Annotated in this window: 7 protein-coding genes; all 7 read right to left on the bottom strand. The window is 64.9% G+C overall.

Going from position 1 to position 14,191, the window contains the following annotated elements; translation table 11 throughout:
- Nucleotides 1-13 precede the first annotated feature (13 nt).
- Nucleotides 14-1,009, bottom strand: a complete 996-nt coding sequence (locus tag AT302_RS10645; RefSeq protein WP_058378423.1) for an aldo/keto reductase — start codon at nucleotides 1,007-1,009, stop codon at nucleotides 14-16.
- A gap of 199 nt (nucleotides 1,010-1,208) precedes the next feature.
- Nucleotides 1,209-2,852 carry a cellulose biosynthesis protein BcsG gene (bcsG, locus tag AT302_RS10640; protein ID WP_058378422.1) on the bottom strand — a complete coding sequence of 548 codons (1,644 nt, stop codon included), beginning with the start codon at nucleotides 2,850-2,852 and terminating at the stop codon, nucleotides 1,209-1,211.
- Between the two features lie 65 nt (nucleotides 2,853-2,917).
- Nucleotides 2,918-5,599: a UDP-forming cellulose synthase catalytic subunit gene (bcsA, locus tag AT302_RS10635; protein ID WP_058378421.1), complete on the bottom strand. Its 2,682-nt coding sequence runs from the start codon at nucleotides 5,597-5,599 to the stop codon at nucleotides 2,918-2,920.
- Complete coding sequence (locus AT302_RS10630) at nucleotides 5,596-6,363, bottom strand: cellulose synthase operon protein YhjQ/BcsQ (protein WP_058378420.1); 768 nt, start codon at nucleotides 6,361-6,363, stop codon at nucleotides 5,596-5,598. The genes bcsA and AT302_RS10630 overlap by 4 nt, the downstream gene beginning before the upstream one ends.
- Before the next feature lie 68 nt (nucleotides 6,364-6,431).
- Nucleotides 6,432-10,295: a cellulose synthase subunit BcsC-related outer membrane protein gene (locus tag AT302_RS10625; protein ID WP_167365796.1), complete on the bottom strand. Its 3,864-nt coding sequence runs from the start codon at nucleotides 10,293-10,295 to the stop codon at nucleotides 6,432-6,434.
- Nucleotides 10,280-11,545 carry a cellulose synthase complex periplasmic endoglucanase BcsZ gene (gene bcsZ / locus AT302_RS10620; RefSeq protein WP_058378418.1) on the bottom strand — a complete coding sequence of 422 codons (1,266 nt, stop codon included), beginning with the start codon at nucleotides 11,543-11,545 and terminating at the stop codon, nucleotides 10,280-10,282. The genes AT302_RS10625 and bcsZ overlap by 16 nt, the downstream gene beginning before the upstream one ends.
- Nucleotides 11,546-13,846, bottom strand: a complete 2,301-nt coding sequence (bcsB, locus tag AT302_RS10615) for a cellulose biosynthesis cyclic di-GMP-binding regulatory protein BcsB (protein ID WP_167365795.1) — start codon at nucleotides 13,844-13,846, stop codon at nucleotides 11,546-11,548.
- Nucleotides 13,847-14,191: the final 345 nt, after the last annotated feature.

Genomic DNA, 14,191 nt, shown 5'->3' with positions numbered 1-14,191 from the left:
CGTTACGGGTGCGTCACCGTGCCGCATCTCCCCAGCGGTAGGCCAACGAGGCGTCGTCGAGTTTCGCCTTGAGATCGGCGTCGAGCTTGTAGTCGATGGTGCCGAGCGTCTCGGTCAGTTGGTCCACGCGGCTCGCGCCAATGATGGCCGAGGTGACGACCGGATTCGACAGCACCCAGGCCAGCGACAGACGCGTGAGCGACTCGCCCGATTCCTTGGCGATGCCCTTGAGCGCTTCGATGGTCGCGAACTCCCGCTCGTGCCAGTAGCGTTGCTGGTACATCGCGCCCGCCTTGCCGACTTTCTCCGTGAAGCGCCCTTCGCTCGGCGCCGCCCCATGCTGATACTTGCCTGTGAGCAGACCACCTGCCAGCGGGTTGTAAGGGATCACGGCGAGCCCTTCTTCGCTGGCCAGCGGCAGCAATTCGCGCTCGATCTGGCGGAACAGCAGGTTGTAACGCGGCTGCACCGACACGAAGCGTGCCACGCGCAGCACATCGGCACGGCCCAGCGCACGCGCAAGCCGGTACGCCAGATAGTTCGACACGCCGATGTAGCGCGCCTTGCCCGACTTCACGATGGTGTCGAGGGCTTCGAGCGTCTCGTCGATGGGCGTGTCGGTATCGTCCGAGTGCAGTTGATAGAGGTCGACGTAATCGGTGCCAAGACGACGCAGCGACGCGTCGATGGCGTCGAGCAGGTGCTTGCGCGACGCGCCCCGGTCCCACGACGACGGTCCCATGGACCCGCACGCCTTGGTTGCGACGATGAAGCGGCTGCGACGGCCCTTGAGCCAGCGCCCGACGATCTCCTCGGTGCGCCCGCCCAGCGTTTCGTCACTCCCCAGCGGATAGACGTCGGCGATGTCGATGAAATTGACGCCGGCCTCGGTGGCGCGATCAAGAATCGCGTGGCTCGCATCCTCTTCGGTTTGCAAGCCGAAGGTCATGGTGCCCAGGCAAAGGCGGGAAACGTTCAGGCCGGTGCGGCCAAATTTGGTGTATTGCACGGTAACTCCCGGAAGCATCGGATCGATGGGTGACGCGAGACTGCGCTGCCCGCCCGAGCGGGCCAGACGGACAAGACAAACAAGACGCACAGTATGCGCGATTCCGCCAAAACACGTCAGGCCACCTGTATGGTGGCCTGACGTGTCCTGCACAAGCGCTCATGCCGCTTTCCCGCGAAAGCTCGCACCAAAACCGCGGCTACTCCAGCGACTTCAGATCGAGCCACACCCCATCGGCACCGCGAATCAGCATCTTGCTGTCGTACTTCATCACCGTCGTCTGCTCGTTGGCCGATACGAAGGCGGTCTGCGGCAGATCGTTCGCATATTGCGCGAGGTCAGGCGTGCCGGCGAACGGGTTGGTCGCCACCAGATGCGAGACCAGCGTCATCAGCGCGAGATAGCTCGTCGGCGTGGAAATCGTCACGGGGGTATGCGGACCTGCACCGCCCGCCGTGGCACTGTCGCCGAAACCGACCAGCTTCACGGCGACCGGCACATGCGTGATCTCCGGCAGTGGAATTTCTCGCATGCCTGAGATTTGCAGCTTGCTGCCCCGAATCGCCGCGCCGTGTTCCGGCACGAACACCACTACAGCCTTGCGACCCGACTGGGCAATGGTGTCGATGAACTGACCAAAGTCATCGAACATCGCCTTGGCGCGCAGCGGGTAGCTCTGCACGCTGGTGAGCTTGGAGCCCTCCAGCCGGTTGCCGTCGTGCAGCGAGATGGTGTTGTAGTACAGCGCCACGCGCTTGTCGGGCATGGCCGTGCGCTGTTTCCACCACGCTTGCAACACGTCGCCATCCGAGTGGATCGGCGTCTCGTCGAAGGCGCGCATCGACACGCGCGTGCGCGTGTTGTCGAACGGCGTGATGCCCTGCACGTTGAAGTTGTCTTTGACTTCCTGCATGAAGTTGTCGAAGTGCCCGTCGTGATTCATCGCGAGCTTCGGCGTAAAGCCGAGGTTCTTCAGATCGCTCATCACATAGCATTGCGGGCCGGCGGGATCGTACAGCGCCTTGTGCGTCGGCTGGCCGCAGCCTGCGCGCAACACGCGAATGGCCGCCGGGCCGCTATAGCTCGCCGCCGAGTTGAAGTTCTTGAACACGAAGTCGAAGCGCGAGAGCAGCGGCTGATTGTCGAGATTGTCGACGTCGAGATCGTCCTGCGCGAGCGAGCAGATATGCAGGAAGATGATGTCGAAGTCCGGGCCTGCCCCCGCTTGCGCGGGCAATGAGACCGAACGCGTCAGCTCGCGGGCGTAGAACGAGTTGAGCGCTGCGTTCGGGTTCGCCCCCGGCGGCACCTCGCCGTCCCCCACCACCACGTCGTTCGCGCTACCGGCAGCGGCGCCACCGCTGGCGGCGGCACCCGCTGCCACGTCTGTGGAATTCCCCTGCGCGGCGACCACCGGCGCCACCGAGACCAGCGTGCCCACACGCAGCACCCCGGGCACGATCAACAGCGCGAGCAGCACGAACGTGGTCACGCGCACCCATCGGTTCACAATCCAGTACGCCAGCACCAGAATCGCGAGCAGCAGCCAGTCTCGGGTGGACACAAACCGGCCCAGCAATTCGATGATGTACGAGAAGCGGAATTGCAGCAGCGCGGGCAGTTGCTCGATGAACCGGGCAAACGGCGGCAGGTTCGAGTCGTAGTACAGCAGACCGGCACCGACCGGCACGGCGATCACCTGTCGCAGAATGCGCGCCCAACGCGGGCGCAAGCGAATCGCCAGCAACACCGCGAAGATGAAGTTCGGCACCACGTGGAAGCCGATGATGCCAGCCCACAGCAGCACCAGTTTCAAGATGAAGTAAAGATTCCAGATGCCCATTGTCAGGTTCCGTCCCTAGGTTCTTTCCTCGCTCGATGCTCGATTACGCATGGATTACGCATGGATTACGCCTGCGGCGTGCTCTGCTGCGAACGCGTACGCGCCCCGCGCAACCGGTTCTGCCAGCGCGTCACGAGCTTGCCCAGCAAGTAGTTCGCCAGCACCTGATAGCCGCGCAGGCCCATCGCCAGCATTTCGAACAGCGCCTTGATTGGTTCATCGCGCGTGCGCTCGGCGTCCCAGTCGCGCCAGGCGTCGGCGCGCCCGAACGTGAATTGCACGAGATGCTTGTCCTGCTCCGCCGTGAGCGGCATGAACGACAGGAATAGGTCTTGCGAGAGCGAATTCACCACACTCACGGGAAACCCGTATTCGTGTTCGCCGCGCGACAACGCCACCTGTGCCTCGGTGCCCACCGGCAAGTCCAGCGTGACAGGCATGCGCAACGCCAGCCCGCCGCCCGAAAAATCGCGCGTATGGCAGGCGAGCGTGCGGCCATCCGGCAGATACAGCACAGCAGGAATGCTCATGGTCACGCGGTGCGTGCGGCGCACTTGCCGCACTTCCGTCGCCACGGCCACCGCAGCGCCCAGCACCGCCAAGTTAAACGACACCCACGCCAGATTGAAGACCAGCGCGCCGGTCTCATGCGAGGGGCCATAGAAGAAGCGCAAGATGCCGGCGAGAAAGCCCAGCACATTGAAGGCGAGCAGCACCATGTACGGCTTCGAAATGCTCCAGTCGAAGAAGCTCTGCTCGATCAGCCCGCCCTTGGCCGTCACGTTGAACTTGCCGTAGCGCGGGTTGATGAACGCGACCGTCGTCGGCAGCGCCACATACCACGCAAGCACCGCTTCGTAGACATCCGACCAGAACGAATGACGGTACTTGCCCTGTATGCGCGAATTGGCGATGTTGGCGTGCGCAATGTGCGGCAGCACGTAGGCGCAGATGCTGAGTGCCGCCGCCTGCACGATATGCAAGCCGAAGAACAGATAGCAGATCGGAGCGAGCAGAAACACGATGCGCGGAATGCCATAGAAAAAGTGCAGCATTGCGCTCGCGTAGCAAATGCGCTGACCGAACTTCAAGCCGCGTCCGAACAGTGGATTGTCCACGCGGAAAATCTGCGCCATGCCGCGCGCCCAGCGAATGCGCTGGCCCACGTGACCCGATAGCGATTCGGTGGCCAGACCCGCCGCCTGCACCACCTTGAGATACACGGTGTTCCAGCCGCGACGGTGCATCTTGAGCGCCGTGTGTGCGTCTTCGGTCACGGTCTCGATCGCCACGCCACCGACTTCGTTAAGCGCCGTGCGGCGCAACACGGCACACGAGCCGCAGAAGAACGCTGCATTCCAGAAGTCGTTACCGTCCTGCACGATGCCGTAGAACAGGCGACCTTCGTTGGGCACCGCTCCGCGCGTGGCGAGATTGCGCTCGAACGGATCGTCCGAGAAGAAATGGTGAGGCGTCTGCACGAGCGAACAACGCGGGTCTTTGATAAACGACCCCATCGTCGTCTGCAAGAACGAGCGCACGGGAATGTGATCGCAGTCGAAGATTGCGATGAAGTCGCCCGTCGTCTTGCCCAGCGCGTGATTGATGTTGCCCGCCTTGGCATGCTTGTTGTCCGGGCGGGTAACGTAATGCACGCCCGCCTGCGCGGCGAACTCGCGCATTTCCTCGCGTCTGCCGTCGTCGAGCAGGTAGATGTTGATCTTCTCGGGCGGCCAGTCGATACCACACGCGGCGTAGACCGTCGGGCGGACCACATCGAGCCCCTCGTTATACGTCGGGATGTAGACGTCGACCGTAGGCCATTCGCGCATGTCGGGCGGCAGCGGCGTAATGCGCCGCTGCAACGGCCAGATCGTCTGAAGATAGCCGAACAACAGAATCAGCCACGTGTACATTTCCGCCGCAACGAGGATGTAGCCGACCGTGGCCTCCGCCGCCGTATCGAACGCCAGCGACTGGGTCAGGCGCCACCACACGTAGCGCACCGTCGAGATCAGCGACAAGCCGATGAGCACCAGTACCGAATACTGGCTATCAAGCCGGCGGAACACGAGCGCGAGCGTCAGCGTGCAAATCGAGAACAGCAGTTGCTCGAACGGATCGAACGGCGTCGTCACGATCCAGAGCACGCCGAACAGGCCAAGCAACGCCACCACGGCCGACGTCACCCGCCACTGCATCACCGCTTCGAGTTGCTTGTCGAAGCGGTGCGCCAGTTGCGCGGGTGTGTCGGGCGGAATGCCAAAGAGAGTCTGTACCAGCCACAGCCGGAAGCGCTCGTTGTTGTTCCGAAACGCGAGCCACGCGACATAGGGCGGAAACGCCGGGCGCTGGTCTGCACGACGCCAAAGCATTGCCCGGACAAGTTGCCAGAAGGTGGCATCGGCCGGTACGCCGACGCGACGTGTCAGACGCTCGTTGCCCCACGCGAAAGCCCGGCCGAAATAATCAGCCCGGCCCTGACGCGCCGGCTGAAACAGAATGCGCAGCCACCAGTCGCGCCATTGATCGAGCTGGCGCACGTCGAGCCGCATGGCGAGCCGCGCGATGACGTGATCGGCCATCTGCGACACCCGCAGTTGCTGACGCGGCGAACGCAGGGTGGCCGCCAGGACCCACTGCATGGGACCGGGTTCGCGCCCGTCCGGGCGGCGCGGCAGGCGCAGGCGAATCGCGAGCGTCTCGCGCCCTAGACGGAAAAGCGTTTGCAGTGCGTCGCTGATCATGGCGAACCCTCCTCCACGTCATCGCTCCCACGCGCGGTGGCGCGCAGCAACCATGCCGCAAGGTGCAGGATATCGAGCGCCGCCTGCGAGCCCTCGCCGTGCGTGAACAACGGCAGGCCACCGGCGGCGGCGGTGCCCACCGCATCGTCCCGGTGAATCCGCACCGGCACAATCGCGTCGCCGCCACGCGACTGAATCATCTGCATCAGGTCGGTGCCCAACGCCGAGTTGGCCGCGGCAAAATTCGCCACCATCTGAGCGCCGGCTCCGCCTGCGGCCATCAGATCAGGTTGCGTGACATAGCCGGTGGTCGTGACGGGCACCACCCCGAGCACCAGATCGGATGCGGCGATGGCCGCCTGCGTCGTCACTCCCGGCAGGCGCGCCGTATCGATCAACACGCGCGTGCCTTCGGGCAAACCGAGAGCATCGAGTTGACGGCGCAGTCCGGCAGGCTCGCGGCTCAACCACTCGCCGAATGCGGCCACCTGCGCAGCGGACGCCCGGCCTGCGGGCAGTAACGGCACTTTGGCGGGTGTATCGAAGAGCAGCGAACGCCAGCCCGCCGGCGCGTCGCCCAGCGTTAGCACGCCTTTTTCGCTTGCAGTGCTCAGCCCGAGCAATGCGCCGAGACTGTTCTGCGCATCCAGTTCAAGTACGGCGACCGGATGCTCCCCCTGCGCGAGCTGGGCGGCAAGGTGAGCGGTCACCGTGCTGCGACCGGCACCGCCCGCGCTGGAGACGACGGTGATGAGCGTCAGCATGCTGCCCCCTTTGCCGGGTTGGCCGTCAATCCGAGCGAAGCGATGTCGATGACGAATTTGGCCATGGCTCAATAGCTCCAGATCGGGCGCACCGGCGACGGCGGCATCGGCACATCGCCGCGACGCTTATCGAAGTGATAGCGCATATAGAGGAGGAAGCGATTCGGCGCGTAGTAATCCGAGCGCTCGAACTGCACCTGTCCGCCAATGACCCAATGGCGGTTGATCCAGTATTCTGCGCGCCCCAGTATCGAGAAGCCTACGCCGAAGCCGCCGCCCGAGCCGTAAGTCAGATTGCCGCTGGCAGCCTGAATGGCGCCGTCGGTCGGGAAGTACGGCATCGACTTCTCCTGACTCTGCGAGAACGACACCGAGCCGCGCAGGTAGTACGACCAGCGTTGCGTGCGGCCATACCATTCGAGCGGCAGCGTGAGCGAGACGTAGGTCTGCGGGCTGTAGTAACCGCCCATGCCGTACGTGTAGAAGCGTTCGTTCTGCGCGTAGCTGTCGAAGAACAGCGTGAGGCCGGTGTTCATGCGCATGTCGCGCTTGTAGATCAGCGGCAGATCGACACCCGCGCGCGCCGACACCTCGGAGTTGTTCAGCACGTTCTCGCCGGTGAGCCGCGCAACGCTTGCTTCGCCGAACACGCCCCACTTCGCGAAGTCACGCGAGGCGTGGAAGGTAATGGCGTCGCGCCGCACACCGCCCCATTTACCGTCGCCGAATATCTCCGGCAACGGCAGATACGAGCCCGCATAAGAGACCATGCTGCCCGTGACCGGCCGGCGCGACACGTCGACCCAGTAGTTGTAGCGGCCGAGATTGCCGAACAACCGCACGCCACCCGTCACGTACGACACGGGGAAGCCGATCGGCGTGTGCCCGATGTCGGCACGAATCCAGTCGTTCTCGTAGCCCAGCATCAGCGCTTGCCCGTGCGCCTTTTGCCGCTTGCTGCCGTAATCGGTCAGCAGCCCCGGATTCGCGTTGCGGAACGGCGTCTTCCCCAGCAGCGGCAGCGTGCCAATTTCGGACGTGCCATTAAGCGGCAAGTCGCCAGAGTCGGCGCTGACGTAGTCGGTCTGCGCGAACACGTGACCGTCGTAACCCACGGCGTACTGACCGTACAGCGGCACGGCGCGGGCATTGAACATCGAGATGCCGCCGTCGCCCTTCTTCGTGTCGATTTCGTACCCGGCCGCCACGTAGCTGTTGCGCCGCGACTCCAGCGAATCGATGCCCGACTCTGCCGACGTCATGCCGTCGTAGCCCGGCAGCGCCCCCTGCACGATCTCTTCCTTGCGGGCCTCGTCGTACCAGCCCTTCGCCTCGTTGTAATGACGCTGCGACTGCGCGATGCGCCCGCGTTGCACCGTCACGGACGGGTTGTCCGGGAATTGCGTGCGCAGTTTGTCGTTTAGGGCGATCGCCTCGTCGTAGCGTTCCATCGCCGTCAAACGGCGCACGGCGGCCAGTTGCGTCCAGACGTCGTCGGTCGGCGCCTCGGCCAATGCGCGGTCGAGTTCGCGGTTTGCTGCGTCGTCGTCCTGCATCTCGTAAAGCACGCGCACCAGCGACAGCCGGGCGTCCTGATTGGTCGGGTCCTGCCGGATCTGGTCTTCGGCGATCTTGCGGGCCTCGTCAAAGCGCCGTTCGTCGAAATAGATATCGCCCAGCGTCGACAAGGCGCGCTTGTCGGGCGGGTTGCGAGCAAGCAACGGTTCGAGTGCCTTCTGCGCGGTATCGAAGTCGCCGAGTGCGCGCGCACGGTCCGCCGTACGCAAGGCCAGACGATCCTGCAAGTCTTGCCACTCTTCGCGCTGATCGGCACCCAGCGTGGCCGGGTCGATGCCTGCGAGGAACGTGCCGAGTTCGGTGTCGCGCTCGGCGGTGTTGAGCAATTCGGCATAGCGCAGTTGCGCATCGGGTTGCGGCTTGTCGGCGTGCGCCGCCAGCCACTCGCGCATGAGCGCCAGCCCCTGCTCGGGTTGTCCGGCAGCCACCCGTGCGCGGGCCACTTCGCCGATCAACTCGGGATCGTCGCCAGCCATCGACAGGGCCTCACGGTATTGACGCTCGCTCTCGTCGTCGTTGCCAGCGGCATGGGCTTCGCGCGCGAGCCGTGCGGCGTCGCGAATCGCGAGGGTCGTTTGCAAGCGGCGAATCGACGGCGACGCATCAGCGGCGGGAATCTGGGCCAGCGCCGCGCGGGCGCCCGCTTCGTCGTCGATCACATTCAGATAGATCGCCGTCGCATAGTGCATCTGCGCATTGTCGTCGGCAGACAGTGTCTGACGCAGCCCCTCGGCCATGACTTCGCGCCCGATCTGGGGCAGGCGCAGCTTGCGATACAGGCTGGCGAGCGAATAGCGCGTCCACGCGTTGGTCGGATCGAGAGCCACGGCACGCTCCAATGCCGCCAGCGCCGGGCCGTTGTGACCCTCGGCGATGAGTCGCTCGGCGTCGTCGGAGAGCGCGGCCGATTCGGCTTTGTCGAAACGTGCAGCGTCTTTCGGAAACCGCCGCCGCAGATCGCCCAGCAGCGTCGCGAGTTCGGTACGGCGCTGCTGCCGCGAGTACAGCGTGATCATCCCGCGCAGCGCCGTGTCGTTATCGGGCTCGATCTTCAGGGCCTGCTGGAACAGCCGCTCGGCATCGTCGTCGCGTTTCGCATCGAGGGCGATGTCGCCGAGCAAGGCCAGCCCATCCGGGTTGGCCGGGTCGGCGGCCAGCGCGCTGCGCACCAGCCGGTCGGCCTCGTCGAGCCGTCCTGCATCGCGTGCATCGCGCGCGTCGGACATCGCGCCCCAGAACTGCGACGTCTTGAGCAGGCTGCGCCATTTGCCCGCGTTGTCGGGGTCTTTGCGCATCGCCTGTGAAAACAGGTCCTGCGCGGCCTTGTGATCGCCCTGACGCATCTTCACAAGGCCGAGTGAGCCGAGCAATTCGCCATCGTTGGGACGCTTGGCGCGCGCCGCATCGAGTGACTTTTGTGCGTCCCCAAGGCGGCCTTGATCAAGCGCTGCGATGCCCGCCTGACGCGCCTTGTACGAGGGGTCGTTGAGCATGCGCTGGCGGGCGGCCTGTTGCGCCCCGAGCTTGTCGTAGGCGGCACGGATATCGGCGTCGTTCGGCGCCAGCGCGAGGTAGCGCTGATAGAGCGGCAGCCATGCAAGGTTGCCGTCCGCTTTGGACAACCCCTTCTGCCACAGCGGCAGCAACGCGTTCAGATCGGCATCGGGGCGCGCCGCCAATTCGGCCACCATGCGCGTGCCGGCCAACCGGCTCGCCGGGCGGTCGATCAACAACTCGGCCAGCGATTGCGACGCGCGGGTGTCGTCGGGCGATGCCTTCGCAAGATTCGCCAGCCCCTGCTGGGCTGACGGCCAGCCATTGGTGGCGTTGGCCTGCGCGCGGTAGTACTCCACGCCCAGATCGCCCGTCGGCGGACCATCGGGGAAGAGTGCCTTGTATTCGGCAAACGCCGCATCCGCCTGACCACTGCGTTGCAGCAGGCGAGCGCGGGCAATGCGCGACTTATCGGTCGTATTGATGCGGATGACGTCAGCGAGCGCCTTGGTGGCGGGCGCGTTCGGGTAGCGCGCACGCAAGCGTTGCAGCGCCTTGTTCGCCTCTACCGGATGGTTCTCTTCGATATCGATCTGGCCGAGCATCGAGAGAGCATCCGGTTGATCGGGTTGTACGAGCAGCGCCTTTTCGAGCGCCGCGCGCGCCAGATCGTTGCGATGACGGGCATGCCAGAGCGTTGCGCTGGAAAGCAGGTTCCGGACATCACGATTAGCCGCCACCGGAGGCGCCTTGCCGGGCGGGGTCGGGGCCGATGCGGGGGCGGGCGCAGCGCGCACGCCAGCGTCTGCTGCCATCAGCAGGCAGGCCAGACAGGCGGAGCGAATCAGCGTGTCGCGCAAGCGCCCTCCCATGGCAATTGCAGCGTGCCGTCGGCAGCAAAACGGAAATGCCCGGCCTGCCAGCCAAGACCGAACAGGGTCAGCACCGAGCCGTAGTAGCCCGCAGGCGATTGCGCGTCGAGCGATTGCACCCGCGCGATCTGCGCTTGGGCACCCGCCGTGTCGCCGACCGCCTGAAGCAACGGCACAAGCGCCGCCGAAAAACCGCTGGGGCCATCCTGCTTCGCGGTGCCGTCTCGCGTATTGACGCGCTCGGGCGGGGCCCCATGCGTGGCGACGTACTTCAACATGCCGCCGAACGTGTTCTGCAACGCGCGAAAATCTTCGCTGTCCGGCGCGAGCATGCCTGCCCACAGATACACCCGGATGGCGTTATAGCTGCCCTCGCCCTGCGTTTCCGGATCGATCTGAAAACCGTGCCCCGTGCGATACATCGCCCATTCGGGCGCGAAGCCCAGCGGCGGCGCCGTCAGCGTGATCTGCTTGAGCGACGAGGCAATCAACTGCCCCCAGCCGCTGTCGGGGAACAGGCCCGCAAGACGGCGCACGACCTGCATCGGCACGTAGCTCGGGTTGAGCCGCCACAAGTCCTTTTCGGGATGAAAGCCGACCGGTGCAGGCAACAGCGTACGGCCGAGGCCCGGCACGAAATCGGTTTCCTCCGCCGCAATGCGCCGTGCGACGAGCGCGCCGAGCGCGGTGTACCGGCGAACGTTCCACAGGCGTCCGGCCTCACCGAGCGCGTAGGCAATCCACATATCGGCGTCGCTGGCGGGGTTGCTGTCGAGCACACCCCACTGGCCGTCGTCCTTCTTGCCCCAGAGCCATGCAGGCAAGTGCGCCGTGAGGTCGCCCTGCGCGAGATTGTTGATGGTCCAGTCGACGATCTTGTCGAACGTGGCGCGGTCGTTGGCGATGAGCGCGAACATCAACGCGTACGCCTGCCCTTCGGAGACCGTGCGTTGATCGGCCATGCTGTGATCGACGACGCGGCCGTCGTCGGACAGGAAGCCGGCTTTGAAACGCGTCCATGCGGGCCAGTCGACCGGCGGGCACGCGCGCGACGCGGCGGGGGCGGACGCCGGTGGCGTGCCGCTCGTCTTGCCGGTCTTGGCGGGCGCAGCGCTCGCCATGCCGGGCAACATCGCGGGCAACGCCGCGACCAGCGGCAGCACGGGCGCCACACTTCCCGCCGCGAGCGCACGCAGCACGGCGCGACGGCGCCGGCCGTGGGCTTCAGCGCGTTTCATTTACTTCTCCAGCCGGCGTGCGGCGCGGCGTTGCAACCACCCGAAGCATTTGAGTGCGATCGCAAACGCCGCCAGCAGCGCCGCAATACCCACGAGAATCGGATGGCTCGAGAGGTGGTAGCGAATACGCGTCCACCAGCTCACGTCGCCGACAAAATACGTCTGCCCCAGCCGGAACGACTCGACGCGCGAGCCATTCACCACTGCGAGGTCGCCGTGAATCGCAGCGCGCTGTACGTCGTCGTCCACCATATCGACCACGTTGAGCAGCGTCTTGTTGCTGGTCGCATTGATGGCCACCACCGAACGCGAAGCGCTCACCGGCGATTCGAAACCGACCAGCGCCGCGAGCGGTCCGTCGGATTGCGCATCCATGCGTGCCGGGCCGACGCGGCTGGCCGCCAGCGCCGAGCCGGTGGCGCCGTCACCGCGATAGCCCTGCCCCTGACTCGTCATCAGGCGGCGCGACTGATCGATGAGCAGCGGGAAGCCCTTGCCCCACTTCGCCAGCAGATCGCCCGCATCCTTGCCGCCCACGATCAGCAGATCACGATCCTTGAAGCGATCGGTCTGCGTGGTATCGAGCACTTCGAAACGATCGGCATAGACACCGGTCGAGCGGCCGAACTGGCCGAGCGTCGAGAAGATCGCCTCCAGTTCCGAGGCGTCCGGCGTCTTCGACGTGATGATGGCCGTCTGCGCCAGATCGGCATATTTGGTGAACGGGAAACCGCTGCCCACGAAGAAGCTCAGATTCGGCATCTCGGCGTAATGCGGCAGCCCGCTGAAGTCGATGGTCGAATCGGCATCGATGGCGGAGCGCGCGGCGTTGGTGATCGTCTGCGCGCAAATGCCTTCCTTGTGCGGCTCCATCGCGAACTGGAACGACAGCGAATTGCGCGACGCTACTTGGAACGCGGGGATACGCACGTCCTTGCGATCGGCCATGGTGCCGTCGGAGAGCAGCTCGACCAGCATGTGGCTCTTGTCGTTGCTCGCCCCTGCTGAGCGCAGGCGGTAGGCACGCACGAACTGGTCGTTGATGGCCACGCTCATCGACGAGTCGTCGGGCTTCACCGGCGGCGTGTAGCGATACTTGAGATCGAGCGGCACGCCCGTGTTCTGCCACGTCAGCAGATCGGCCGGGAGATTGAGTTGAATGCGGATCGGCCACGGCATATAGCCGTTGCCTTGCAGATCGGCCGGATTGTCGACCAGTTCGCCAAGCTTGACCGGGCGGTCCGTGCGCACCCAGCGCGGTGCGTCGTAAGCCGGGCGCGGCGGCAGCGGTTCGAGCGCCGTGATGCGCGCCGATTCGCCGGAGAGCGCGGCACGGCCGGAGACCAGTGCCAGCGCAGCCGTCTCCAGGTCCTTGGCGTCACGCCCCTGTATGACCAGCAGCTTGAGCGATGGATTGTTCGGGTTCGACATCATGCGCAACGTCGGCGCATCGACCGTCGGCAGATTCAGCGCGGCCGGACGCGTGTCGTTGGTTGCGAAGACGATCGCGTGCTTGGTCGGCAACTCGTTGATGTCGACCGGGAAGCGCGTGCGGCGATAGTCACCCAACGCGCCCGCCCACGAGGCGACTACACCGGCGGCATGTACGACGGCCAGCGAAGGCGGTGCGCCGAACATGAACGGGATCGAGAGATCGCGATTGTCGTGACGATCGAAGAACGGCGTGGGCAGCGTCGAGAGGTCGTTGCGCAGCGTCAACGGCTGCGTGCTGGTGACGATCTCGCTTTGCGGGCTGATGTCGGTCCACAGGCTGGAGTGCATCGGATCTTCGCACTCCATCGTGTAGTGACCGATGAGCACGAGCCGCACGCGATTGAAGCCGGAGAGCAAACGCGGGTCGAGCGGGATCTCGCGCACCAGATTCTTGCCGCCGTCCTGCTTGTTGTAGGGCAGCGTCGCGATCAACTCTTCGTTGAGATATACCTTGAGTTGCGAGAGATCGGGAATCAGTGCGGGCGAGTAGGTGTAGCGAAGCCGAAGCAGTGCCGAGGCGACCGTCTGATCGAGTCGAACGCCGAAATTCACGTCACCCGAACCTTCCGTGCCGCGCAGGCGCAAGCCGGTACGTTGCCCGAGCTGGGCGAACGTCACAGTGCGCTCGCTCGTTCCCGGCGCCGGTGGCGCGAGCACGACGGGCGCGGCCGAGGCATCGGCGGCTCCTGTTACCGCTGAAGCCGGGGCGGGCGGCGATGCCGTGCCGGTTTGCGCTGGGGCATTTTTGCCCCTTACGGTGGGTGCCGCTCCCGCGAGCGTGATACCACCGGGATCCATGGTTGCCATGACGAGCAAACCGATGGCTGAGACTTTCCAACGAAGCGACCAAGACCGTCGAAGCTGCATGTTAGATGCCTCATCTGTTTCTTGTTCTGTGATCGCCAATTCACAACGAGCCTCGCCCGGTCGACCCGACGTCTCACCACGTCGCTTTCGAACAATCCACCTACCACGGATTGCCAGGGTCTTGGCGGGACAGCGCAGCCCGTCTTTCTGGAAATGGCACGTTGCGTCATGCTAGCCTGCCTCGGTGCCGGTTACAAGCTGGCGTCACTCCACAGGTGTCGTGTCGCGGGCACAGGCGCCGGTCATCGCGGCCGACCGGTCACCATGGCAATTGCGGTTCTCGCA

The organism is Pandoraea norimbergensis (assembly GCF_001465545.3).
In the GTDB taxonomy this organism is placed as follows: domain Bacteria; phylum Pseudomonadota; class Gammaproteobacteria; order Burkholderiales; family Burkholderiaceae; genus Pandoraea; species Pandoraea norimbergensis.
The sequence above is the reverse complement of the archived record's forward strand: the minus strand, read 5'-3'. Positions and strand labels throughout refer to the sequence as shown.

What these genes read in the sequence shown, in the direction of transcription:
- bcsA (WP_058378421.1), bottom strand. Translation starts at nt 5,599, where the DNA reads ATGATCAGCGACGCACTGCAAACGCTTTTCCGTCTAGGGCGCGAGACG.
- bcsZ (WP_058378418.1), bottom strand. Translation starts at nt 11,545, where the DNA reads ATGAAACGCGCTGAAGCCCACGGCCGGCGCCGTCGCGCCGTGCTGCGT.
- AT302_RS10630 (WP_058378420.1), bottom strand. Translation starts at nt 6,363, where the DNA reads ATGCTGACGCTCATCACCGTCGTCTCCAGCGCGGGCGGTGCCGGTCGC.
- bcsG (WP_058378422.1), bottom strand. Translation starts at nt 2,852, where the DNA reads ATGGGCATCTGGAATCTTTACTTCATCTTGAAACTGGTGCTGCTGTGG.
- bcsB (WP_167365795.1), bottom strand. Translation starts at nt 13,846, where the DNA reads ATGGCAACCATGGATCCCGGTGGTATCACGCTCGCGGGAGCGGCACCC.